We start from the raw sequence: 21988 nt of genomic DNA, 5'->3' as shown, positions 1-21988 counted from the left end.
CGAGCGGCCGACGGCATGGTCCGCTCGCTCGGAGCGCACGACGCGGTCAGTGCTCGTGCCGTGCGCGGTCCAGGACGATCCGTTGCTCGGCCTGCGCCACCGTGCGCCGGGTCTGCGCCGCCGCGTCCGGCGTCACCGACACCGACGTGATGCCCCGGCGCACGAGATGCTCGGCCAGTTCCGTGCTGGTGGAGACGGCCTGCCCGCACAGCGACGTGGTCAGGCCGGCCGCCGACGCCCGCTCGATGATGTGGTCGATCGCGTCCAGCACCGCCGGGTCGAGCGTGTCGAACAGGTCCTTGCACACCTCGGAGTCGCGGTCGACGCCGAGTACGAGCTGGGTCAGGTCGTTGCTGCCGATCGACACGCCGTGGATGCCGAGCTTCGCGTACTCGGGCAGCCAGTACACCACCGACGGCACCTCGGCCATGATCCAGCGCAGCATCCGGCGATCCGTGCCGAGCGGATGCGCGTCGAGCTGGGCCAGGCACTCCCTCAGTTCCCAACGGGTGCGCACGAACGGGATCATCAGGTGCACGTTGGGGTGCTGCGCGCGCACGCGGTGCAGGACGTCGAGGTCGAGCGAGAACAGCTCGGGATCGCGCACGTAGCGGAAGCAGCCGCGGTACCCGATCATCGGGTTCTCCTCGTCCGGCTCCACCTCGCCCCCCTTCAGGTTCGCGAACTCGTTGCTGCGCAGGTCGATTGCGCGGTACACCACCGGCCGCGGGGCGAAGGCCGCCGCGATCCGCGCGACGCCCTCGGCCATCTTCGACACGTACTCCTCGCGCCGGCCCTGCGCGATCATGTAGGCGGGATGCTCCCCGGCGAGCGCCTCGGTGATCATGAACTCCGCCCGCAGCAGCCCCACCCCGTCGACGTCGGTGGCGGCGACGGCCTGCGCGGCGTCGGGGGTGGCGAGATTGACGTACACGGCCGTCGCGGTGACGGTCGGGGAGGGGGCCGCGGCCACCGGGGCGGCGGTCTGCGCCGCGGTCGGCCGGTCGGCGCGGACCTCCCCGTCGAACACGACGCCGGCATCGCCGTCCACCGTGATCACCTGGCCGTCCCGCAGGTCCTGCGTCGCGGTGCGGGCGCCGACGACGACGGGCTTGCCGAGTTCGCGGCCGACGATCGCGGCGTGACAGGTGATGCCGCCACCGTCGGTGACGATGCCCCCGGCGCGGCGCAGGATCGGCAGCCAGTCGGGCCGCGTCATCGGGGCCACGAGGATCTCCCCCTCGGTCAGGCGCTTGCCGTCGACCAGTTCCTGCAGCACCCGGACCCGTCCGGTCGCCCGGCCGGGGCCGGCGCCGAGCCCGGTCAGCAGCGGTGTCGCCTGCCCGTTGCCGGACGCCGCGGCGGCCCCGGGCATCCCCAGGGTGGTGATCGGGCGGGTCTGCACGATCCACAGCTCACCCTCGGCGAACGCGAACTCGAGGTCCTGCGGCCGGCCGTAGTGCTGCTCGACGCCCGCGGCGAGCCGCGCGACCTTCTCGAGCTGCTCCTCGTCGAGCACCCGCGTCTGCCGCGACGAATCGACCGCGACGCGGCTGTCGCCGGTGTCGGTGGAGGCGATCTGGAACTCCTGATGCCCGAGATGCACGTCGAGCACGGCGAAGCCGTCCTTGGCGACGACGTAGGTGTCCGGCTCGACCTGGCCGCCCACGACGACCTCGCCGAGGCCGAGGGCGGCCTCGACGACGATGCGGTCGAGCTCGCCGGTGCGGGGGTCGGCCGTGAACGCCACCCCCGAGGCCTCCGAGCGCACCATCACCTGCACCACGACGGCGATGGACGGTTCGTCGGTCACCCCGCGCAGGCCCCGGTAGGTCCGGGCCCGCTCCGACCACAACGACGCCCAGCACGCCTGCACGGCGCGCACCACCGCGTCGGCGCCGGCGATGTTGGTGTACGACTCGTGGATCCCGGCGAACGAGGTGTCCGCGGCGTCCTCGGCGGGCGCGGAGGACCGCACCGCCACCGGCACGTCCACGCCCAGCTTCTCGTAGGCGGCGACGATGTCGGCGCGGATCTCGTCGGGCACCGCGGCCCCGGTCACCAGCGCGGCCAGTTCCGCGGAGGTGCGGATCAGCGTCGCGTCGTCGATGTCGGAGGCCGGGACGGCCTCGGCGCGCAGCCGGTCGCGCACCCCCGCGGCGGCCATCGAATCGAGATAGGCGGCGGTGGTGATCGCGAAGGCGGGCGGCACGGGGAACCCGGCCCGGGTCATCTCCCCGAGGTTGGCGGACTTGCCCCCCACGGTCGGCGCATCCTCCGCGCCCACCTCGCCGATCGGTCGAACCCACACCGTGTGCGTGGCCATCGTCGCTCCCCACTGCCGCTTCGGGCCCAGCGGATCCGGGCCCGCCACCGTCCACTCAAGCATCGCCCAGAGGGTCGAACCAGGGGTCGAAAGTCATGAAAACCTGTCCCCCGGGTGGGCGGGCGCCGCGACGCGCGGCGGGCCCCGCCGGCGGGACCGTTAAACTCGGTGGACGTGGCCCACCCGATGATCGCCCCCTCCATCCTCTCCGCGGATTTCGCGCGCCTGGCCGACGAGGCCGCCGCCGTCGCGGACGCGCACTGGCTGCACGTCGACGTCATGGACGCGCACTTCGTGCCGAACCTGACCCTCGGCCTGCCGGTGGTGCAGTCGCTGCTGAAGGCAACCGACATCCCACTCGACTGTCATCTGATGATCGAGGACCCGGGCCGCTGGGCGCCGCCCTACGCCGAGGCGGGCGCGCACAATGTCACCTTCCACGTCGAGGCCACCGAGAATCCCGTCGCCGTCGCCCGCGACATCCGGGCCGCCGGCGCCAAGGCCGGCCTGAGCGTCAAGCCCGGCACCCCGCTCGGGCCCTACCTCGAGATCCTGAAGGAGTTCGACACGCTGCTGGTGATGAGCGTCGAGCCCGGCTTCGGCGGCCAGTCGTTCATCCCCGACGTGCTCGACAAGGTCCGCGCGATCCGCCGTCTCGTCGACGCCGGGGAGCTGACCCTGCTCGTCGAGATCGACGGCGGCATCAACGCCGACACCATCGAGGCGGCCGCCGAGGCCGGTGTGGACTGCTTCGTCGCCGGGTCGGCCGTGTACGGGGCCGACGACCCGGGCGAGGCGGTGCGCAAGCTGCGTGAGCGGGCCGCCCACGCCTCCCCGCACCTGACCCTGGCCACGTGAGCGATGCACCGCTCGAGGCGGCCGTGAGCGGTGCCCCGCTCGAGGCGGCACTGCGCCTCGCGCTCGACGCCGGGGAGTCGGTGCGCGGCACCACCAGCCCCAATCCGCCCGTCGGCGCGGTGATCCTCGACGCGGCGGGACAGGTCGCCGGGGTCGGGGCGACCCGGCCGCCGGGCGGCCCCCACGCCGAGGTCGTCGCACTCGAGGCGGCCGGGGAGCGGGCCCGCGGCGGTACCGCCGTCGTGACCCTGGAGCCGTGCAATCACACCGGCCGTACCGGTCCGTGCGCGCAGGCCCTGCTGCGCGCCGGCGTCGCCGCCGTCTACTACGCGGTGGCCGATCCCCACCCGGCGGCGGCCGGGGGTGCGCGGACGCTGCGGGACGGCGGCGTGCGGGTGGACGGCGGGTTCGGCGCCGAGCCCGCCGAGGCGGGAGCGCTGCGTGCCTGGCTGCACCGGCAGCGCACGGGACGGCCCCACGTGACGTGGAAGTACGCCGCGAGCCTGGACGGGCGCAGCGCCGCCGCCGACGGCACCAGCCGCTGGATCTCCAGCCCGCAGTCACGCGCCCGCGTGCACGCCGAGCGCTCGCGGCTCGACGCGATCGTCGTCGGCACCGGCACCGTCCTCGCCGACGACCCGTGGTTGACCGCCCGGCTGCCGGACGGCTCGCTGGCCCCGCACCAGCCCCTGCGCGTGGTCGTCGGCAGGAGCGAGATCCCGAAGACCGCAAGAGTTCTCGATGATGCCGCGCCCACCCTGGTGCTGCGCACCCACGATCCGGACGAGGTGCTCGGCGCGCTCGCGGACCGGGTGGACGTGCTGCTCGAGGGCGGCCCGCGCCTGGCCGGTGCGTTCCTCGCCGCGGGCCGGGTCGACCGCATCCAGGCCTATCTCGCGCCGGTGCTGCTCGGGTCCGGACCGTCCGCAGTGCGGGACGCCGGCGTGCGCACGATCGCCGAGGCGCTACGGTTTCGTCGGGAGCGCGTCGAAACCGTCGGCGCCGACGTGTTGCTGACCCTGGTCCCCGACCGGGAGTGAAGGAGCGAGCTGTGTTCACCGGGATCGTGGAGGAACTGGGCGAGATCGTCGCGCGGGAGGACCTGGCCGACGCGGCGCGGTTCACCGTCCGCGGACCCGTCGTGACCTCCGACGCCGGCCACGGCGACTCCATCGCCGTCAACGGTGTGTGCCTGACCGTCGTCGACGTCCCGGGCGGCGACTCCTTCACCGCCGATGTGATGAAGGAGACCCTCGACCGTTCGAGCCTGTCGCAGCTCGGTCCCGGCAGCCGCGTCAACCTCGAGCGGGCCGCCGCGCTGAACAGCCGCCTCGGCGGGCACCTGGTCCAGGGCCACGTCGACGGCACCGGCACCGTGCTCTCGCGCACCCCGTCGGAGAACTGGACCGTGGTGCGGATCTCGTTGCCTGCCGACGTGTCCCGGTACGTGGTGCACAAGGGCTCGATCACGGTGGACGGGGTCTCGCTGACCGTCTCCGCGCTCGGCGGCGAGCCCGGCGACGAGTGGTTCGAGATCTCCCTGATCCCGACCACGCTGTCGCTGACCACCCTGGGCAGCGCCGCCCCCGGCACGCTCGTCAACCTCGAGGTCGACGTCATCGCGAAGTATGTGGAGCGGCTGCAGGCCGCCGGCCGCTGAGTCGTACTGTTGAACTCGGCAATCAGTTTGTCCGTACACGAGATTTTGGAGCCCACGCAAGTGACGAGGTTCGACACCATCGAGCGCGCGATCGCCGATATCGCAGCCGGCAAGGCGGTCGTCGTGGTCGACGACGAGGACCGCGAGAACGAGGGCGACCTCATCTTCGCAGCCGAGAAGGCCACTCCCGAACTGGTGGCGTTCATGGTGCGCTACACCTCCGGGTACCTGTGCGTGCCGCTGGCCGGGGAGGACTGCGACCGCCTCGGCCTGCCCCCCATGTACTCGACCAACCAGGACAAGCACGGCACCGCCTACACCGTGACGGTCGACGCGCGGGAAGGGATCGGCACCGGCATCTCCGCCTCGGACCGGGCCACCACGATGCGGCTGCTCGCCGATCCGAACAGCACCGCACAGGACTTCACCCGCCCCGGGCACGTGGTGCCGCTGCGCGCCAAGGAGGGCGGCGTGCTGCGCCGGCCCGGCCACACCGAGGCCGCCGTCGACCTCGCCCGCATGGCCGACCTGCGCCCGGCCGGCGTGATCTGCGAGATCGTCTCGCAGAAGGACGAGGGCCATATGGCTCAGACCGAGGAACTGCGGGTCTTCGCCGACGAGCACAAGCTCGCCCTGATCTCCATCGCCGACCTGATCGCCTGGCGCCGCAAGCACGAAAAGCACGTCGTGCGCATCGCCGAGGCCCGCATCCCCACCCGGCACGGCGACTTCACCGCCGTCGGCTACCAGAGCGTCTACGACGAGGTCGAGCACGTCGCGCTGGTGCTCGGCGACATCCCCGGCCCGGACGGTGAGGGTGCCGACGTGCTCGTGCGGGTGCACTCGGAGTGCCTGACCGGCGACGTGTTCGGCTCGCTGCGGTGCGACTGCGGCCCACAGCTCGACGCCGCACTCGAGATGGTGGCCATGGAGGGCCGCGGTGTGGTGCTGTACATGCGCGGGCACGAGGGCCGCGGCATCGGCCTGATGCACAAGCTGCAGGCCTACCAGCTGCAGGACTCCGGCTCGGACACCGTGGACGCGAACCTGCAGCTCGGCCTGCCCGCCGACGCCCGCGACTACGGCATCGGCGCGCAGATTCTCGTGGACCTGGGCATCTCGTCGATGCGGTTGCTGACCAACAACCCCGCCAAGCGGGTCGGCCTCGACGGCTACGGGCTGCAGATCACCGAGCGGGTGGCGATGCCGCTGCGCGCGAACTCCGAGAACATCACCTACCTGCGCACCAAGCGGGACCGCATGGGCCACGACCTGATCGGCCTGGACGACTACGAGGCGGGGGACGCGTAGATGAGCGGCGAAGGACTGCCCGAGCTGCAGCTGTCCGAGGCGGCCGGGCTGCGGCTGGCCATCGTCGCCGGCCGCTGGCACGCCGAGATCTCCGAGGCGCTCGTCGCCGGGGCGCAGCGCGTCGCCGAGCAGGCCGGCGTCACCGACGTCACCCTCGAACGTGTCGCCGGCGCGATCGAGCTGCCGGTCGTCGCCCAGCAGCTGGCCCGCACCCACGACGCGGTCGTCGCCCTCGGCGTCGTGATCCGCGGCGGGACCCCCCATTTCGAGTACGTGTGCGACGCCGTCACCTACGGGCTCACCCGCATCGCGCTGGACGAGGGCACCCCCGTCGGCAACGGGGTCCTCACCACGAACGACGAGCAGCAGGCGATCGACCGGGCCGGACTGCCCGGCTCCGTCGAGGACAAGGGCGGGCAGGCGTGCGCTGCCGCCCTCGACACCGCCGTGACCCTGCGGCGGCTGCGCGGGGCCGCGCGGTGACCTCCGCCGCCGACACCCGCTGGGACCTCGAGGTCCGCAGCCGCAAGATGTCCCGGTGGGCGATCGTGGCGGCGATCGTGCTCATGCTCGGCCACATCGGGGCCGCGCTCGTGCTGCGCGCCGGCGGCGACACCGGCGTGAACCTGCGCGTCGCCGACCAGATCGCCATCGTCTGCGTCGGCGTCGTCGTCTCCGGCAGTGTGCTGCTGCTGACCCGGCCCCGGTTGCGTGCCGGGGCGTCCGGCGTGGTGGTGCGCAACGTCCTCGGTGAGAAGGCGTTCGGCTGGGACCAGGTGCGGGGCATGACCTTCCCCCAGGGCAAGCCGTGGCCCCGGCTCGAGCTGCCGCAGGACGAGTACGTGCCCGTCGTCGCTGTGCAGGCCCGCGACGGGGAGCACGCCGTCGCGGCGCTGACCGCGTTCCGCGAGCTCGAACAGCGGTACGGCGGGGGTGTCGGCTCGGCCGACTAGCCTGGACCCGTGCCCGACCCCTCGACCTACCGCCCTGCCCCCGGCACCGTCCCGGTGGAGCCGGGGGTGTACAAGTTCCGCGATCCGCACGGCCGCGTCGTCTACGTCGGCAAGGCCAAGAGCCTGCGGTCGCGGCTGAACTCGTATTTCGCCGACGTCGCGTCGCTGCACCCGCGGACCCGGCAGATGGTGACCACCGCCGGGTCCGTCGAATGGACGGTCGTGGGCACCGAGGTCGAGGCGCTGCAGCTCGAGTACAACTGGATCAAGGAGTTCGATCCCCGGTTCAACGTCCGCTACCGCGACGACAAGACCTACCCCATGCTCGCGGTGACGTTGAACGAGGAGTACCCACGGCTGTTCGTCTACCGCGGGCCGCGCCGCAAGGGCGTGCGGTACTTCGGTCCCTACTCCCACGCCTGGGCCATCCGCGAGACCCTCGATCTGCTGCTGCGGGTGTTCCCGGCCCGCACCTGCTCGGCCGGAGTGTTCAAGCGGCACGCGCAGATCGGCCGCCCGTGCCTGCTCGGCTACATCGACAAGTGCTCGGCACCGTGCGTGGGCCGTGTCGACGCGGCCGGGCACCGGCGCATCGTCGAGGACTTCTGCGACTTCCTCGCCGGCCGCACCGACAAGCTGGTCCGCGACCTCGAACAGCGCATGCAGGCCGCCGCCGAGGACCTCGACTTCGAGACCGCCGCGCGGCTGCGCGACGACCTCGGTGCGCTGCGCCGCGCCCTGGAGAAGCAGGCGGTGGTGCTCGGCGACGGCACCGACGCCGACCTCGTCGCCTTCGCCGGCGACGACCTCGAGGTGGCCGTGCAGGTGTTCCACGTGCGCGGCGGCCGCGTGCGCGGCCAGCGGGGCTGGGTGGTGGAGAAGTCCGGCAACGTGGTGGACCGGCCCGAGGACGCGGCGGGTGCCTCCGGCACCGCCGAGACGGAACTGTCGCTGCTGGTCGAGCAGTTCCTCACCCAGTTCTACGGCGAGGAGGCCGCCCTGTCGGCGGCCGGCGCCGAACCGGCGGGCAGCGCCGTGCCCCGCGAGGTGCTCGTGCCCGCCCTGCCGCCCGAGCCGGAGGAGATGAGCCGCTGGCTCGGCACCCTGCGCGGCGGCCCGGTGCGGCTGCGGGTGCCGCAGCGCGGCGACAAGAAAGCCCTCGCCGAGACCGTGCAGCGCAACGCGCACGAGGCCCTGACCCAGCACAAGCTGCGCCGCGCCGGCGACTTCACCGCCCGCTCGGCCGCCCTGCAGGGCATCCAGGAGGCCCTCGACCTGGACTCGGCGCCGCTGCGCATCGAGTGTGTCGACATCAGCCACGTGCAGGGCACCGACGTCGTCGCGTCGCTGGTGGTGTTCGAGGACGGCCTGCCCCGCAAGGCGGACTACCGGCACTACGCCATCCGCGAGGCCGCCGGCGACGGCCGCTCCGACGACGTCGCCTCCATCGCCGAGGTGACCCGGCGCCGGTTCCTGCGGCACAACCGGGACCTCGCCGCGGCCGGCGGTGACCCGGCCGCGGCCCGCGACGGTGACCCGGTCGCGGCCCGCGACGGTGACGGCGGCGACCTCGCCCCGGAGGCCGCGCTCGATCCGGCCACCGGGCGGCCCCGCCGCTTCGCGTACCCGCCGAATCTGTACGTCGTCGACGGCGGTGCCCCGCAGGTCGCCGCCGCGGCGGAGGTGCTCGACGAACTCGGCATCACCGACGTCGCGGTGATCGGACTGGCCAAGCGGCTCGAGGAGGTCTGGGTGCCGGGGGAGGAGGACCCGGTCATCCTGCCCCGCACCAGCGAATCGCTGTACCTGCTGCAGCGGGTCCGGGACGAGGCGCACCGCTTCGCCATCACCTACCACCGCAGCAAGCGGTCCCGGCGCATGACCGCTTCCGCGCTCGACGGGGTGCGCGGGCTCGGGCAGGCCCGCCGCAACGCGCTCGTCGCGCACTTCGGGTCGGTGGCCCGGCTGCGGGAGGCGACCGTGGAGGAGATCACCGCGGTCCCCGGCATCGGCGTCGCCACCGCTCGCGCCGTGCTCGACGCCCTGCGCGGCGACGTCCCGGACACCGCGCCGGCCCCGGCGGGTGAGGCTGCGCCGGACACGCCGGTGGGTGATGATGGCACCGTCGGCGTGTCGGGCGGACGAACGGAGTCGGAACTGTGACACACGAGGCGGAGACGGCGCAGCCTCGGCCCCGGCCCCGGGACGACCACCGCCCGCGGGCGGAGGTCGCCCTGGTCACGGGCCTGTCCGGGGCCGGTCTGAGCACCGCCGCGACGGCCCTCGAGGATCTCGGCTGGTTCGTCGCCGAGAACCTGCCCCCGCAGCTGGTCACCTCGATGGTCGATCTCGCGGTGCGGGCCGACCCGCCGCTGCAGCGCCTCGCCGTGGTCATGGACGTACGCAGCCGCCTGTTCACCGGCGACCTCGGCTGGGTCGTCACCGAACTGGCCGCCCGGCCCGTGCGCACCCGCGTGCTGTTCCTCGAGGCCACCGACGAGGTCCTCGTGCGTCGTTTCGAGCAGGTCCGCCGCAGCCACCCGCTGCAGGCCGACGCCGCCGACCGCACCCTCACCGACGGCATCGCCACCGAACGCGCCCAGCTCGCCGCGGTCAAGGCCGCCGCCGATCTGGTGGTCGACACGTCGTCGCTGTCCGGTCCGGAACTGCGCCGCAAGATCGAGTCCGCGTTCGGCGACGGCGACGCCGACTCGATCCGGGTCACCGTGGAATCGTTCGGATTCAAGTACGGTCTGCCGATGGACGCGGACGTGGTGTGCGACGTGCGGTTCCTGCCCAACCCGCACTGGGTGCCCGAGCTGCGTCCGCACACCGGCCAGGACGTCGACGTCCGCGACTACGTGCTGAGCCGGGACGGGGCGCAGGAATACCTGCAGACCTATCATCGGCTGCTCGAACTGACCACGGCCGGTTACCGCCGGGAGGGGAAGCGTTACATGACGATCGCGGTGGGCTGTACCGGTGGCAAGCACCGCAGCGTGGCGATGAGCGAGGCGCTCGCCGCGCGGCTCGACGCCGACCCGACGCTGTCGGTGCACGTCGCGCACCGGGATCTGGGGCGCGAATGACGGGGCCCGGTTCCGCGGCCCCGGCGCCCGGGACCGGCGGCCCGGCCGGCGGGCAGGGCACCGCGCCGAATCCGTCGATCGTGGCCCTGGGCGGCGGCCACGGCCTGTACGCCACGCTCAGCGCCGTCCGCCGGCTCAGCGACCGCGTCACCGCCGTCGTCACCGTCGCCGACGACGGCGGTTCCTCCGGCCGGCTGCGCGCCGAACTCGGCGTCATCCCGCCCGGCGACCTGCGCATGGCGCTGGCCGCGCTGGCCGCGGACACCCCCGGGGTGCACACCTGGACCGAGACGGTGCAGCACCGGTTCGGCGGCACCGGCGCGCTCGCGGGCCACTCGGTGGGCAATCTCATCCTGGCCGGGCTGACCGAGGTCCTCGGCGATCCCGTGGCCGCCCTCGACCGCGTCGCCGAACTGCTCGAGGTGCGCGGCCGGGTACTGCCGATGTCGCCGATCGCCCTCGACATCGAGGCGGACGTGTCCGGCCTCGAATCGGATCCGCGGGCCAGCCGCATCATCCGGGGGCAGGTCGCCGTCGCCACCACCCCCGGCAAGGTCCGGCGCGTGCGGCTGATCCCGGCCGACCCCCCGGCGTGTCCCGACGCGCTCGACGCGGTGGGCGCCGCCGACCTCGTCGTGCTCGGGCCCGGCTCGTGGTTCTCGAGCGTCATCCCGCACGTGCTCGTCCCCGACCTGCTCGAGGCGCTGGTGACGGCGCCGGCCCGCAAGGTGCTGGTGCTCAATCTGGCCGCCGAACCGGGGGAGACCGCCGGGTTCTCCTCCGAGCGGCACCTGCACGTGCTGGCCCAGCACGCCCCGGAGTTCCGGGTCGACCACGTGGTGGTCGACTCCGCATCGGTGCCCGAGGGCCGGGAACGCGAACACCTGTGCCGGGCCGCCGCCGGATTCGGCGCCCAGGTGGTCTACGCCGACGTGGCGGAGACCGGCACCCACCGACACGACCCCGCCAAGCTGGCGGCGGTCCTGGCTCAACACCTGCCCGACGCGGCCCGCCCCCGGGACCTCGCGCAGCGGGACGGAAGGGAGATCCCCACGTGGCAATGACAGCGGAGGTCAAGGACGAGCTGAGCCGGCTGGCGGTCACCCGCACCAGCAGCCGCAAGGCCGAGGTGTCCGCCCTCCTGCGCTTCGCCGGCGGGCTGCACATCGTCGGGGGCCGTGTCGTCGTGGAGGCCGAGGTGGACCTCGGGTCGATCGCCCGCCGGTTGCGCCGCGAGATCTTCGAGCTCTACGGCTACTCCGCGGAGGTGCACGTCCTCGGCGCCGGCGGGTTGCGCAAGAGCTCGCGCTACGTGGTGCGCGTCGCCAAGGAGGGCGAGGCCCTGGCCCGCCAGACCGGTCTGCTCGACGTGCGCGGCCGCCCGGTCCGCGGCCTGCCCGCGCAGGTCGTCGGCGGCAGCATCGCCGACGCCGAGGCGGCGTGGCGCGGCGCATTCCTCGCCCACGGCTCGCTCACCGAGCCGGGCCGCTCGTCCGCCCTCGAGATCAGCTGCCCGGGCCCGGAGGCCGCGCTCGCGCTCGTCGGCGCCGCCCGGCGCCTCGGCATCGCCGCCAAGGCCCGCGAGGTGCGCGGCGCCGACCGGGTCGTCGTCCGCGACGGCGACGCCATCGGCGCGCTGCTCACCCACATGGGTGCCCAGGACACCCGGCTGACCTGGGAGGAGCGCCGGATGCGGCGGGAGGTCCGCGCCACCGCCAACCGGCTCGCCAACTTCGACGACGCCAACCTGCGCCGCTCCGCGCGCGCCGCGGTGGCCGCGGCCGCCCGCGTCGAGCGGGCCCTGGCGATCCTCGGCGACGACGTGCCCGACCACCTCGCCGCGGCCGGTGCCCTGCGCGTGCAGCACCGGCAGGCGTCGCTCGAGGAACTGGGCCAGCTCGCCGACCCGCCGATGACGAAGGACGCCGTCGCCGGACGCATCCGCCGGCTGCTGTCCATGGCGGACCGCCGGGCCAAGGATCTCGGCATCCCGGACACCGAATCCGCGGTGACCCCGGAGCTGCTCGACGAGGCCTAGCCGGCCGGCCCCGGGCGGCGGCCGCGCCGCCCCGGGCCTCCTGCCGCGCCCCGCCGGCCCCGCAGATAGGGTAGGGGTCACATCGACCGATGAGTCCTGCCGACCGGCGCCGATGTCTCCGGCACCGCGGTGGGCACCACTGGCACAACCAGCAGAGATGGGCAAAGGAGCGTAATTGTGACTGTCCGGGTAGGCGTGAACGGCTTCGGTCGTATCGGACGTAACTTCTTCCGGGCTGTCGAGGCGCAGAGGGCGCTCGGCACCACCGACATCGAGATCGTCGCGGTCAACGACCTCACCGACAACGCGACTCTGGCCCACCTGCTCAAGTACGACTCGATCCTCGGCCGCCTGCCGCAGGACGTCAGCCTCGACGGTGAGGACACCATCGTCGTCGGTGACCACCGCATCAAGGCGCTCGAGGTCAAGGAAGGCCCGGCCGCGCTGCCGTGGGGCGACCTGGGCGTGGACGTCGTCGTCGAGTCGACGGGCATCTTCACCGACGCGTCGAAGGCCAAGGGCCACCTCGACGCCGGCGCCAAGAAGGTGATCATCTCGGCGCCCGCCAAGGGTGAGGACCTCACCGTGGTGATGGGCGTCAACGACGACAAGTACGACGGCAGCCAGAACATCATCTCCAACGCCTCGTGCACCACCAACTGCCTCGGCCCGATCGCCAAGGTCCTCGACGACAGCTTCGGCATCGTCAAGGGCCTGATGACCACGGTCCACGCCTACACCCAGGACCAGAACCTGCAGGACGGCCCGCACAAGGACCTGCGCCGCGCCCGCGCCGCCGCCCTGAACGTCGTGCCCACCGGCACCGGCGCCGCCAAGGCCATCGGCCTCGTCCTGCCGCAGCTGGTCGGCAAGCTCGACGGCTACGCCCTGCGCGTGCCGATCCCGACCGGCTCGGTCACCGACCTGACCGCCAACCTCGCCACCCCCGCCTCCATCGAGGAGATCAACGCGGCGATGAAGGCGGCCGCCGAGGGCCCGCTCAAGGGCATCCTCAAGTACACCGAGGACGAGATCGTCTCCTCCGACATCGTCACCGACCCGCACTCGTCGATCTACGACGCCGGCCTGACCAAGGTCATCGACGACCAGGTCAAGATCGTCTCCTGGTACGACAACGAGTGGGGCTACTCCAACCGCCTGGTCGACCTCATCGGCCTGGTCTCGAAGTCCCTCTGACCGAACAGGACAGTCGAACAGTGGCAGTTCAGACCCTGAAGGATCTGCTCGACGCCGGCGTCGAGGGTCGTGGCGTGCTGGTGCGCTCGGACCTCAACGTCCCGTTGGACGGCGCGACGATCACCGACCCCGGCCGCATCGTCGCGTCCGCCCCGACGATCGCCGCGCTCGCCGAGGCGGGCGCGAAGGTCGTCGTCACCGCCCACCTGGGCCGGCCCAAGGGCGAGCCCGATCCGAAGTTCTCCCTCGCCCCGGTCGCGGCGAAGCTCGGTGAGGTGCTCGGCCGCAACGTCCAGCTCGCCGGCGACGTCGTCGGACAGGACGCGCTGGCCCGCTCGGAGGGCCTGACCGACGGCGACATCCTCCTGCTCGAGAACATCCGTTTCGATCCGCGCGAGACCAGCAAGGACGAGGCGGAGCGGCAGGCGCTGGCGCGCGAGCTCGTCGAACTCGTCGGCGAGGACGGCGCGTTCGTCTCCGACGGATTCGGTGTGGTGCACCGCAAGCAGGCGTCGGTGTACGACGTGGCGAACCTGCTGCCGCACTACGCGGGCAACCTCGTCGCCGCCGAGGTCGAGGTGCTGGCCAAGCTCACGGCCGATCCGGAGCGGCCCTACGCGGTGGTGCTCGGCGGCTCGAAGGTCTCCGACAAGCTCGCCGTGATCGAGGCCCTCGCCCCCAAGGTCGACACCCTCGTCATCGGCGGCGGCATGTGCTTCACCTTCCTTGCGGCGCAAGGTATCTCGGTGGGCAACTCGCTGCTCGAGGAGTCGATGACCGAGACCTGCAAGGGCCTGCTCGAGCGGTTCGGCGACGTCATCCACATCCCGCAGGACGTGGTCGTCGCCGACGCGTTCGCCGCCGACGCCGAGGCCGAGACGGTGCCCGTCACCGAGATCCCGGACGGCTGGATGGGCCTGGACATCGGACCCGAGTCGGTGGCCCGGTTCGCCCAGTACCTCACCGGCGCCAAGACCGTGTTCTGGAACGGCCCGATGGGCGTGTTCGAGTTCGAGAAGTTCGCGGCCGGCACCAAGGGGGTCGCCGAGGCGATCGTCGAGGCCACCCGCGCCGGCGCGTTCAGCGTCGTCGGCGGCGGCGACTCGGCCGCGGCGGTGCGCCTGCTCGGCCTGCCCGAGGACGGGTTCTCGCACATCTCCACCGGCGGCGGCGCCTCCCTCGAGTACCTCGAGGGCAAGGAACTGCCCGGCATCGCTGCACTGGAGGCCTGAGATGACCCGTAAGCCGCTCATCGCCGGCAACTGGAAGATGAACCTCAACCACCTCGAGGCCATCGCCCTGGTGCAGAAGATCGCCTTCGCGCTGCCGGAGAAGTACCTCGAGAAGGTGGACGTGACGGTGCTGCCGCCGTTCACGGACATCCGCAGCGTCCAGACGCTGATCGAGGGCGACAAGCTGCTGCTCACCTACGGTGCCCAGGACGTCTCCGCCCACGACTCCGGCGCCTACACCGGCGAGATCAGCGGTGCGATGCTGGCCAAGCTGGGCTGCGCCTACGTCGTCGTCGGCCACTCCGAGCGGCGCACGCTGCACGGCGAGACCGACCAGAGCGTGCTCGCCAAGACCAAGGCGGCCCTGCGGCACGGGCTGACCCCGATCGTCTGCATCGGCGAGGGCCTCGACGTCCGCGAGGCCGGCCGGCACGTGTCCCACAACGTCGCCCAGCTGCGCGGGTCCCTCGCCGGGCTCTCGTCCGACGAGATTGCGAAGATCGTCGTCGCGTACGAGCCGGTGTGGGCCATCGGCACCGGGAAGGTGGCCTCGGCCGCCGACGCCCAGGAGGTGTGCGCCGCGGTGCGCGCCACCCTCGCCGAGCTCGCCTCCCCGGAGGTCGCCGACGCCGTCCGCGTGCTCTACGGCGGCTCGGTCAACGCCAAGAACGTCGGCGAGCTCGTCGCTCAGCCCGACATCGACGGCGGTCTCGTCGGCGGCGCCTCGCTCAAGGCCGACGAGTTCGCACAGCTCTCCGCGATCGCCGCGGGCGGCCCGCTGTAAGCACCCGCGGCGCCCTTCCGGATCCCCCCGAGGCCCGGAAGGACGCCGCGACGGCGCCCTGTAGTCTGGCGCCATGGCACTGTTCCTCGACATCCTGCTGATCACCACCAGCCTGCTGCTGATCCTGCTCGTGCTGCTGCATCGCGGTAAGGGCGGCGGTCTGTCCACCCTGTTCGGTGGCGGTGTCCAGTCCAGCCTGTCCGGCTCCAGTGTCGCCGAGAAGAACCTCGACCGGCTGACCGTCTTCACCGGCATCGTCTGGCTGATCGCCATCCTCGGCATCGGCCTGCAGATCAAGTTCAGCTGATCGCTCCGCACGACGGCGCGACCCGGAATTCCGGGTCGCGCCGTCGTGCGTCGGCCGCGATACTGACCGGATGACGGATACCGCCCGCCCGGCCGACCCCTCCGGGTCCCGCTCCGCGACCGAGCCCCTGCGCCAGGACATCCGGCTGCTCGGCGGGATGCTGGGCCGCATCGTCCGGGAACAGGCCGGCGAGCACCTCTTCGCCCTCGTCGAACGCGCCCGCGTCGAGAGCTTCCGGGTGCGCCGCTCCGAGATCGACCGGGCCGAGGTCGCGGCGATGTTCGCCGACGTCCCCACCGACGACACCCTCCCCGTCATCCGCGCCTTCAGCCACTTCGCGCTGCTGGCGAACCTCGCCGAGGACCTGCACCGCGAACGCCGCCGCGCCGTGCACGTGCGCGCCGGGGAACCGGCACAGGACAGCTCGCTGGCCGCCACCTACCGCAAACTCGACGCCGCCGAACTCGACCCCGCCGAGGTCGCCGCCGCGCTCGACGGCGCCCTCGTCTCCCCGGTGATCACCGCCCACCCCACCGAGACCCGCCGCCGAACCGTCTTCGACGTGCAGAGTCGCATCACCGACCTCATGCGCCGCCGCGAACGCGCCGAGCCCGACGAGCATTCCGACATCGACCTGCAGCTGTGGCGGCAGATCCTCACCCTGTGGCAGACCGCCCTCATCCGGCTCGCCCGCCTCCGCATCCAGGACGAGATCGAGGTCGGCCTGCGGTACTACGACGCCTCCCTGTTCCGCGTCGTCCCGGCCCTCAACGCCGAGGTCCGGCGCGCCCTGCGCGAACGCTGGCCCGGCGTCCCCCTGCTGCCGGACCCGTTGGTGCGCACCGGAACCTGGATCGGCGGCGACCGCGACGGCAACCCCAACGTGACCGCCGAGGTCGTCCACCGCGCCACCGACCGGGCCGCCGCGACCGCCCTCGGCCACCACCTCGCCGAGCTCGAACAGCTCGAGCGGGAACTGTCGATGTCCGCGCGCCTGGTCCGCATCACCGACGACCTCGGCCGGCTCGCCGACGCCTCCGGTGACGACGCCCCGTCGCGCGCCGACGAACCGTACCGCCGCGCGCTGCGCGGCATCCGCGGCCGCCTGACCGCCACCGCGGCACGACTGCTGGACGAACCGCCCCCGCACGCGCTGCCGAGCCCACTGGCCGGCTACGACACGCCCGCCGACCTGCTCGCCGACCTCGACATCCTCGACATCGCCCTGCGCGCCGGCGGCGGCGCCGCCCTCGCCGACGACCGGCTCGCGCACGTCCGCGGCGCCGTCGAGGCCTTCGGCTTCCACCTCGCCTCCCTCGACCTGCGGCAGAACTCCGAGGTGCACGGCCGGGTGATCGCCGAACTGCTCGCCTGGGCGGGCGTCACCGACGACTATCCAACCCTGCCCGAGGACGAGAAGGTCGCCCTGCTCGCCGCGGAGTTGCGCACCCGCCGGCCCCTCAGCGCGCCCGGCGCGCGGCTCGGCGCCGACACCACCCGCGAACTCGGCGTGCTGCGCGCCGCCGCCGACGCCGTCGCGCGCCTCGGACCCCAGGCGGTGCCGCACTACATCGTCAGCATGTGCGGGTCGGTGTCCGATCTGCTTGAGGCCGTGATCCTGCTCGACGAGGTCGGTCTCGTCGAGCACGACGTCGCGGGACCGCGCTGCCCGGTCGCGGTGATCCCGCTGTTCGAGACCATCGACGATTTGAGGCACGGCGCCGAGATCCTCACCGCCGCCCTTGCCGTCCCCGAGTTCCGCAACCTCGTCGACGCCGCCGGCGGCGTGCAGGAGGTCATGCTGGGCTACTCGGATTCGAACAAGGACGGCGGGTACCTCGCCGCGAACTGGGCGCTGTACCGGGCCGAACTCGACCTGGTGGAGGCCGCGCGCACCGCCGGGATCCGGCTGCGCCTGTTCCACGGCCGCGGCGGCACCGTCGGCCGCGGCGGTGGCCCGAGCTACGACGCGATCCTCGCGCAGCCGCCCGGGGCCGTCGCCGGCTCGCTGCGGCTGACCGAGCAGGGCGAGGTGATCGCCGCGAAGTACGCCGAGCCGAAGCTGGCGCGCCGAAACCTCGAATCACTCGTCGCCGCGACCCTCGAGTCCACCCTCCTCGACGTCGAGGGACTCGGCAGCGACGCCGCCCCGGCGTACGCGGTGCTCGACGAGCTCGCCGAACTCGCCCGCACCGCCTACAGCGACCTGGTACACGAGACCCCCGGCTTCGTCGAGTACTTCCGGACCGCCACGCCGGTCGCGGAGATCGGGGCCCTGAACATCGGCAGCCGGCCCACCTCCCGCAAGCCGACGTCGTCGATCGCCGACCTGCGGGCGATCCCCTGGGTGCTGGCGTGGACCCAGTCCCGGGTCATGCTGCCCGGCTGGTACGGCACCGGCACCGCCGTCGAGACCTGGATCGGCGGCGACGACGAGCGTCTGGCCACCCTCACCGGCCTGTACCGCCGCTGGCCGTTCTTCCGCACCGTGCTGTCCAACATGGCGATGGTGCTGGCCAAGTCCGACCTCGGTCTCGCGGCGCGCTACGCCGAGCTGGTGCCCGATCCCGATCTGCGGCACCGGGTGTTCGACAAGATCACCGCCGAACACGACCGCACCGTGCGCACCTACCTGGCGATCACCGGTCACCCCGACCTGACCGCGGACAACCCGGCGCTGGCCCGATCGGTGCACAACCGCTTCCCGTACCTCGAGCCGCTGAACCACCTGCAGGTCGAACTGTTGCGCCGATTCCGCGCGGGCGAGGACACCGACCGGGTCCGCCGCGGCATCCAGCTGACGATGAACGGGCTCGCGACCGCGCTGCGCAACAGCGGCTAGCGGCGGGGTGACAGCGGCCGAACGCCGGGGCCCCGTGCCCGCTCAGCGGGAAGACGGCGCCCCGAACGGCCGTGAGCCCGCTACAACGGGACAGGTGACACACGACCGCGAACAGATCATCGAACGGCTCGCCGAGCTCGCCGCCGCCCTCGACCGCCGCGACTGGGAGGCCCTCGGGGCCGCCTTCACCGACTCTGCCACCGGCTACGGTGCCGCGGGCCGCGACGGCATCGTCGCCGTGGTCCGCGCGCACCTCGGTGGCTGCGGACCGTCGCAGCATCTGCTGGGCAACCACCGTGTCGAGGTCGACGGCGACCGGGCCCGGTCACTGACGTATGCCCGCGTCCACCATCAGGGCGCGGGTCCGGCCGCCGGAGCGAGTTACGAGTGTTTCGGCGAATACGACGATCGGTGGACCCGCACCCGGGACGGCTGGCGCCTGACCTCCCGCACCTTCACCGTGTCCCACGACCTCGGCGACGCCGCCGTGCTCAGGCCCGGCTGACCTCCGGACCGCGCCGCGGTCCCGGCAGCGGCGGGAGTCAGGGCGTGACGATCGCGAAGTCCGGATCCACCGGTGCGAGCACCTCGAAGAGCCGGCCCGCCACCGTCGGGTCGCCCGTCACCGCGATCGTCCCGTCCGCGAGGGCCGTCGCCGGATCCAGCTGCCCGGTGAGCGCACCGATCAGCGTGCGGCGGGTGAGGGTGAACACCGTGCTGCCCGGCAGCGGCGCGTCGACGGTCCGGTGGTTGAGCACGCCGTGCCGCAGCTCCGTGAGATACGTGATCCCGAGGTCGGTGAGGATCCACGAGATCACGAGCCGCAGGTCCCACGCACGCGGCCCGTCCACCCGCACGGCCAGGCTGTCGAAGAGCTGCGGGACGGTCAGCGCATCGAGGAAGTCGCCCGAGGACTGCACGGGCGAGCCGAAGATCCCGTCGCGGAGCTCCTTCGCGCCGGCCAGGTAGATGCAGCGCCAGGTGCCGTTCTCGGAGCCGTACGCGAGTTGCTCCATCGCGTCGGCCTGCAGGGCCCGGGCGGCCTGGTCGGTGTCGTCGGTGAACAGCAGATGCTTGCAGACCTCGAGCACCCAGCGGTAGTCGCCCTCCTCGAAGGCGTCCCGCGCGACGGCGAGGGCGGCGTCGGCGCCGCCCATGGCGTCGACGTACCGGCGGGCTGCCTCGACCGGGGGATGGGCCCACAGGTTGGCGGGATTGCCGTCGTACCACCCCATGTACCGCTGGTAGATCGCCTTGACGTTGTGGCTCACCGAGCCGTAGTAGCCGTGGGTGTGCCACGCGGCCGCCAGGGCCGGGGGCATCTCGAACCGCTCGGCGATCTCCGCGCCCACGAGCCCCTGGTTCATCATCCGCAGCGTCTGATCGTGCAGGTACAGGTACATGTCGCGCTGCACGGACAGGAATTCGAGCGCACATTCGCGGCCCCACGTCGGCCAGTGGTGCGAGGCGAACACGACGTCGAGTGCGTCGCCCCACAGGCCGATCGTCTCGTTGAGGTAGTGGCCCCAGGCGTGCGCGTCGCGCACCACCGCGCCGCGCAGCGTGAGGATGTTGTGCATGGTGTGGGTGGCGTTCTCCGCCGCGCACAGGGCTCGCCGATCGGGGAACCAGATGTTCATCTCGGCCGGGGCCTCGGTGCCGGGGGTGAGCTGGAAGACCATCCGCACCCCGTCGACGGTGAGTTCCTGCCCGGTCGCGGTGATGTCGACGGTCGGCGCGATGAGCGTGACGGTGCCGGCCGAGGTGGTCTGGCCCAGCCCGGCCCCGATCTGACCGGCCGGACCCTTCTCGAGCGCCGCGCCGTACATGTAGCCCGAGCGGCGCGACATCGCCGTGCCGGCGAAGAGGTTCTCCGCCACCGCGTGTTCGAGGAACCCGGCCGGGGCGACGACGGGGACCGTCCCGGCCTCGACGAGCCCCGGGTCGAGCACACCCTTGACACCGCCGAAGTGGTCGACGTGGGAGTGGGTGTAGATCATCCCGGAGACGGGTCGGTCGCCGCGGTACCCGCGGTACAGGGCCAGGGCAGCCGCGGCGGTTTCCGCGCTGATCAGGGGGTCGATCACGATCACCCCGGCCTCACCCTCGACGACGGTCATCACCGACAGGTCGAATCCGCGCAGCTGGTAGATCCCCGGCACCACCTCGAACAGGCCGTCCTCGGCGAGCAGCCGTCCCTGCCGCCACAGGCTCGGATGCGCCGTCTCCGGCGCGGACCCGTCCAGGAACGCGTAGGCGTCGAGGTCCCACACCACCCGCCCGTCCGCGCCGGTGATCCGCCGCTGCTCGCTGCGGCCGACGAACCCGCGCGTCACGTCCTCGGAATCCTGCCCGTCGTCCGCGGGCAGCGCGGCCGCCGCGGCCTGCAGGTTCCGCCGGGTCGTCTCGCTGGCACCGCCTGCGTTCATGACGCCGCCCTCCTCGGAATCTCGGCTGTGTCGAGGGTACGGTCGGCCCGTCGCGGCGGGTGCACGGAATCGGGGAATCCGCCGCCGGCGCTGCCCGCCGCCGGCGAGGCGGCCGGACCCGTGCAGACGGAGCGTGCGGCTCCGGCGTGCGCGGGCGCAGTCACCGATCCGGACCGTCGGCCTCGTCCAGTTCGACGCGGGCAGCGGTGCCCGCCGCCTCCACGGTCGGATGCGCGGGCGCGAGCAAGGCCTCGTCCCCGGCGGCGACGAGCACGTCGCGGACCACCCCGCTGTCGCGGGCCGGGTACAGACGGATTCCGCGGTGGCCGAGGGCGTCGGCGAGCCGGCCCAGCACCTGTGCGGTGTTCAGCGGTACTCGTCGGCGAGGTCGAGGTAGCCGTCCCAGCGGGGCAGGGCGCGGCCGGCGAGCACGGCGTCGAGCCGGTCGAGATAGTACTGCCAGCCGGGACCGACCTCCGAGGTCTCCGACCGCGGTACGTGCCGGTGGGAGAACTCGAGCGTGGTGACGACACCGACCTGCTTCACGGTGACCTCGAGATGCCACCCGTCCTGGTCGACGCCGAGCTCGTGGGGTGGATCGCAGCGCAGGATCCGCACGTCCGTCGTCGCCGTGTCGTGCTCGTCGGTCATCGTCAGCCGCACCCGTCCGGAGGTGGGGTCGCCCGTCCACCGTCCGTACCAGCGTTCGAGCCGGTCCGACTCGGTCAACGCCGCCCACACCTCGCCCACCGGCAGCGCGAAACTGCGCACGTAGTGCAGGGTCACGAGCGAGGACCCGTCCGGACAGCCGTGCTCGGGACGGATCTCGCCGAGGACGGTGGTCGGGGTGCTCATCGAACGCTCCTTTCCACGCAGTGCTGTCCCCATTGTGATCCGCCGGGTGTCACCCTGCCGGGTTCGGGGTCGGACCGACTCGGCGGGGAACCGCCGGGGCGGCCGCG

Annotated in this window: 20 protein-coding genes; 16 read left to right on the top strand and 4 right to left on the bottom strand. The window is 72.8% G+C overall.

Features of this window, described 5'->3' with window-relative positions:
• Positions 1-46 precede the first annotated feature (46 nt).
• Positions 47-2326: a phosphoenolpyruvate synthase gene (gene ppsA, locus JYA75_RS18715; protein ID WP_050036356.1), complete on the bottom strand. Its 2280-nt coding sequence runs from the start codon at positions 2324-2326 to the stop codon at positions 47-49.
• A 174-nt stretch (positions 2327-2500) separates the two neighbouring features.
• Between ppsA and rpe the strand changes: the two genes are divergently transcribed.
• From rpe to JYA75_RS18635, 16 genes are all read left to right on the top strand, one after another.
• Positions 2501-3184, top strand: coding sequence for a ribulose-phosphate 3-epimerase (rpe, locus tag JYA75_RS18710; RefSeq protein ID WP_050036357.1), 684 nt, complete (start codon positions 2501-2503; stop codon positions 3182-3184).
• Positions 3181-4224 carry a bifunctional diaminohydroxyphosphoribosylaminopyrimidine deaminase/5-amino-6-(5-phosphoribosylamino)uracil reductase RibD gene (gene ribD / locus JYA75_RS18705; protein ID WP_235431209.1) on the top strand — a complete coding sequence of 348 codons (1044 nt, stop codon included), beginning with the start codon at positions 3181-3183 and terminating at the stop codon, positions 4222-4224. Before rpe ends, ribD begins: the two co-directional genes overlap by 4 nt.
• 11 nt (positions 4225-4235) lie before the next feature.
• Positions 4236-4844 carry a riboflavin synthase gene (locus tag JYA75_RS18700; protein ID WP_006937678.1) on the top strand — a complete coding sequence of 203 codons (609 nt, stop codon included), beginning with the start codon at positions 4236-4238 and terminating at the stop codon, positions 4842-4844.
• A gap of 60 nt (positions 4845-4904) precedes the next feature.
• Positions 4905-6155: a bifunctional 3,4-dihydroxy-2-butanone-4-phosphate synthase/GTP cyclohydrolase II gene (locus JYA75_RS18695; protein ID WP_006937680.1), complete on the top strand. Its 1251-nt coding sequence runs from the start codon at positions 4905-4907 to the stop codon at positions 6153-6155.
• Positions 6156-6638: a 6,7-dimethyl-8-ribityllumazine synthase gene (ribH, locus tag JYA75_RS18690; RefSeq protein ID WP_006937682.1), complete on the top strand. Its 483-nt coding sequence runs from the start codon at positions 6156-6158 to the stop codon at positions 6636-6638. It abuts the gene before it with no gap.
• On the top strand, positions 6635-7108 hold the full coding sequence (locus JYA75_RS18685; protein WP_082120243.1) for a PH domain-containing protein: 474 nt from the start codon (positions 6635-6637) through the stop codon (positions 7106-7108). Before ribH ends, JYA75_RS18685 begins: the two co-directional genes overlap by 4 nt.
• Positions 7109-7117: 9 nt before the next feature.
• Positions 7118-9271 (top strand): excinuclease ABC subunit UvrC, encoded by a 2154-nt coding sequence (gene uvrC / locus JYA75_RS18680; protein WP_185712740.1) that lies wholly within the window; start codon positions 7118-7120, stop codon positions 9269-9271.
• 71 nt (positions 9272-9342) lie between these two features.
• Positions 9343-10197 (top strand): RNase adapter RapZ, encoded by an 855-nt coding sequence (rapZ, locus tag JYA75_RS18675; protein ID WP_170914089.1) that lies wholly within the window; start codon positions 9343-9345, stop codon positions 10195-10197.
• Positions 10194-11261: a uridine diphosphate-N-acetylglucosamine-binding protein YvcK gene (gene yvcK / locus JYA75_RS18670; protein ID WP_029543623.1), complete on the top strand. Its 1068-nt coding sequence runs from the start codon at positions 10194-10196 to the stop codon at positions 11259-11261. The genes rapZ and yvcK overlap by 4 nt, the downstream gene beginning before the upstream one ends.
• Entirely contained in the window at positions 11258-12235 is a 978-nt protein-coding gene (gene whiA, locus JYA75_RS18665; protein ID WP_170914087.1) for a DNA-binding protein WhiA, read from the top strand. The genes yvcK and whiA overlap by 4 nt, the downstream gene beginning before the upstream one ends.
• Before the next feature lie 177 nt (positions 12236-12412).
• Positions 12413-13432 (top strand): type I glyceraldehyde-3-phosphate dehydrogenase, encoded by a 1020-nt coding sequence (gene gap, locus JYA75_RS18660; protein ID WP_006937692.1) that lies wholly within the window; start codon positions 12413-12415, stop codon positions 13430-13432.
• A gap of 20 nt (positions 13433-13452) precedes the next feature.
• Complete coding sequence (locus tag JYA75_RS18655; RefSeq protein WP_006937693.1) at positions 13453-14664, top strand: phosphoglycerate kinase; 1212 nt, start codon at positions 13453-13455, stop codon at positions 14662-14664.
• 1 nt (position 14665) lies between these two features.
• The gene (gene tpiA / locus JYA75_RS18650) at positions 14666-15448 is read left to right on the top strand and encodes a triose-phosphate isomerase (protein ID WP_050035214.1); all 783 of its coding nucleotides are present in this window, start codon (positions 14666-14668) and stop codon (positions 15446-15448) included.
• Between the two features lie 73 nt (positions 15449-15521).
• Positions 15522-15755: a preprotein translocase subunit SecG gene (gene secG / locus JYA75_RS18645; RefSeq protein ID WP_003939471.1), complete on the top strand. Its 234-nt coding sequence runs from the start codon at positions 15522-15524 to the stop codon at positions 15753-15755.
• Between the two features lie 70 nt (positions 15756-15825).
• Entirely contained in the window at positions 15826-18597 is a 2772-nt protein-coding gene (ppc, locus tag JYA75_RS18640; RefSeq protein ID WP_006936580.1) for a phosphoenolpyruvate carboxylase, read from the top strand.
• Between the two features lie 94 nt (positions 18598-18691).
• The gene (locus tag JYA75_RS18635) at positions 18692-19102 is read left to right on the top strand and encodes a nuclear transport factor 2 family protein (RefSeq protein WP_006936582.1); all 411 of its coding nucleotides are present in this window, start codon (positions 18692-18694) and stop codon (positions 19100-19102) included.
• A 37-nt stretch (positions 19103-19139) separates the two neighbouring features.
• Here JYA75_RS18635 and JYA75_RS18630 read toward each other — a convergent pair whose 3' ends face one another.
• The 3 genes from JYA75_RS18630 to JYA75_RS18620 form a co-directional block, all read right to left on the bottom strand.
• On the bottom strand, positions 19140-21026 hold the full coding sequence (locus tag JYA75_RS18630; protein WP_203329241.1) for an alkyl sulfatase dimerization domain-containing protein: 1887 nt from the start codon (positions 21024-21026) through the stop codon (positions 19140-19142).
• 160 nt (positions 21027-21186) lie between these two features.
• Positions 21187-21381, bottom strand: a complete 195-nt coding sequence (locus JYA75_RS18625) for a hypothetical protein (protein WP_203329240.1) — start codon at positions 21379-21381, stop codon at positions 21187-21189.
• Positions 21382-21392: 11 nt separating this feature from the next.
• Positions 21393-21881, bottom strand: a complete 489-nt coding sequence (locus JYA75_RS18620; protein WP_006936589.1) for an SRPBCC domain-containing protein — start codon at positions 21879-21881, stop codon at positions 21393-21395.
• Positions 21882-21988: the final 107 nt, after the last annotated feature.

Origin of the sequence: Rhodococcus sp. PSBB066 (assembly GCF_017068255.1) — a bacterium.
Classification (GTDB): Bacteria; Actinomycetota; Actinomycetes; order Mycobacteriales; family Mycobacteriaceae; genus Rhodococcus; species Rhodococcus aetherivorans.
The sequence above is the reverse complement of the archived record's forward strand: the minus strand, read 5'-3'. Positions and strand labels throughout refer to the sequence as shown.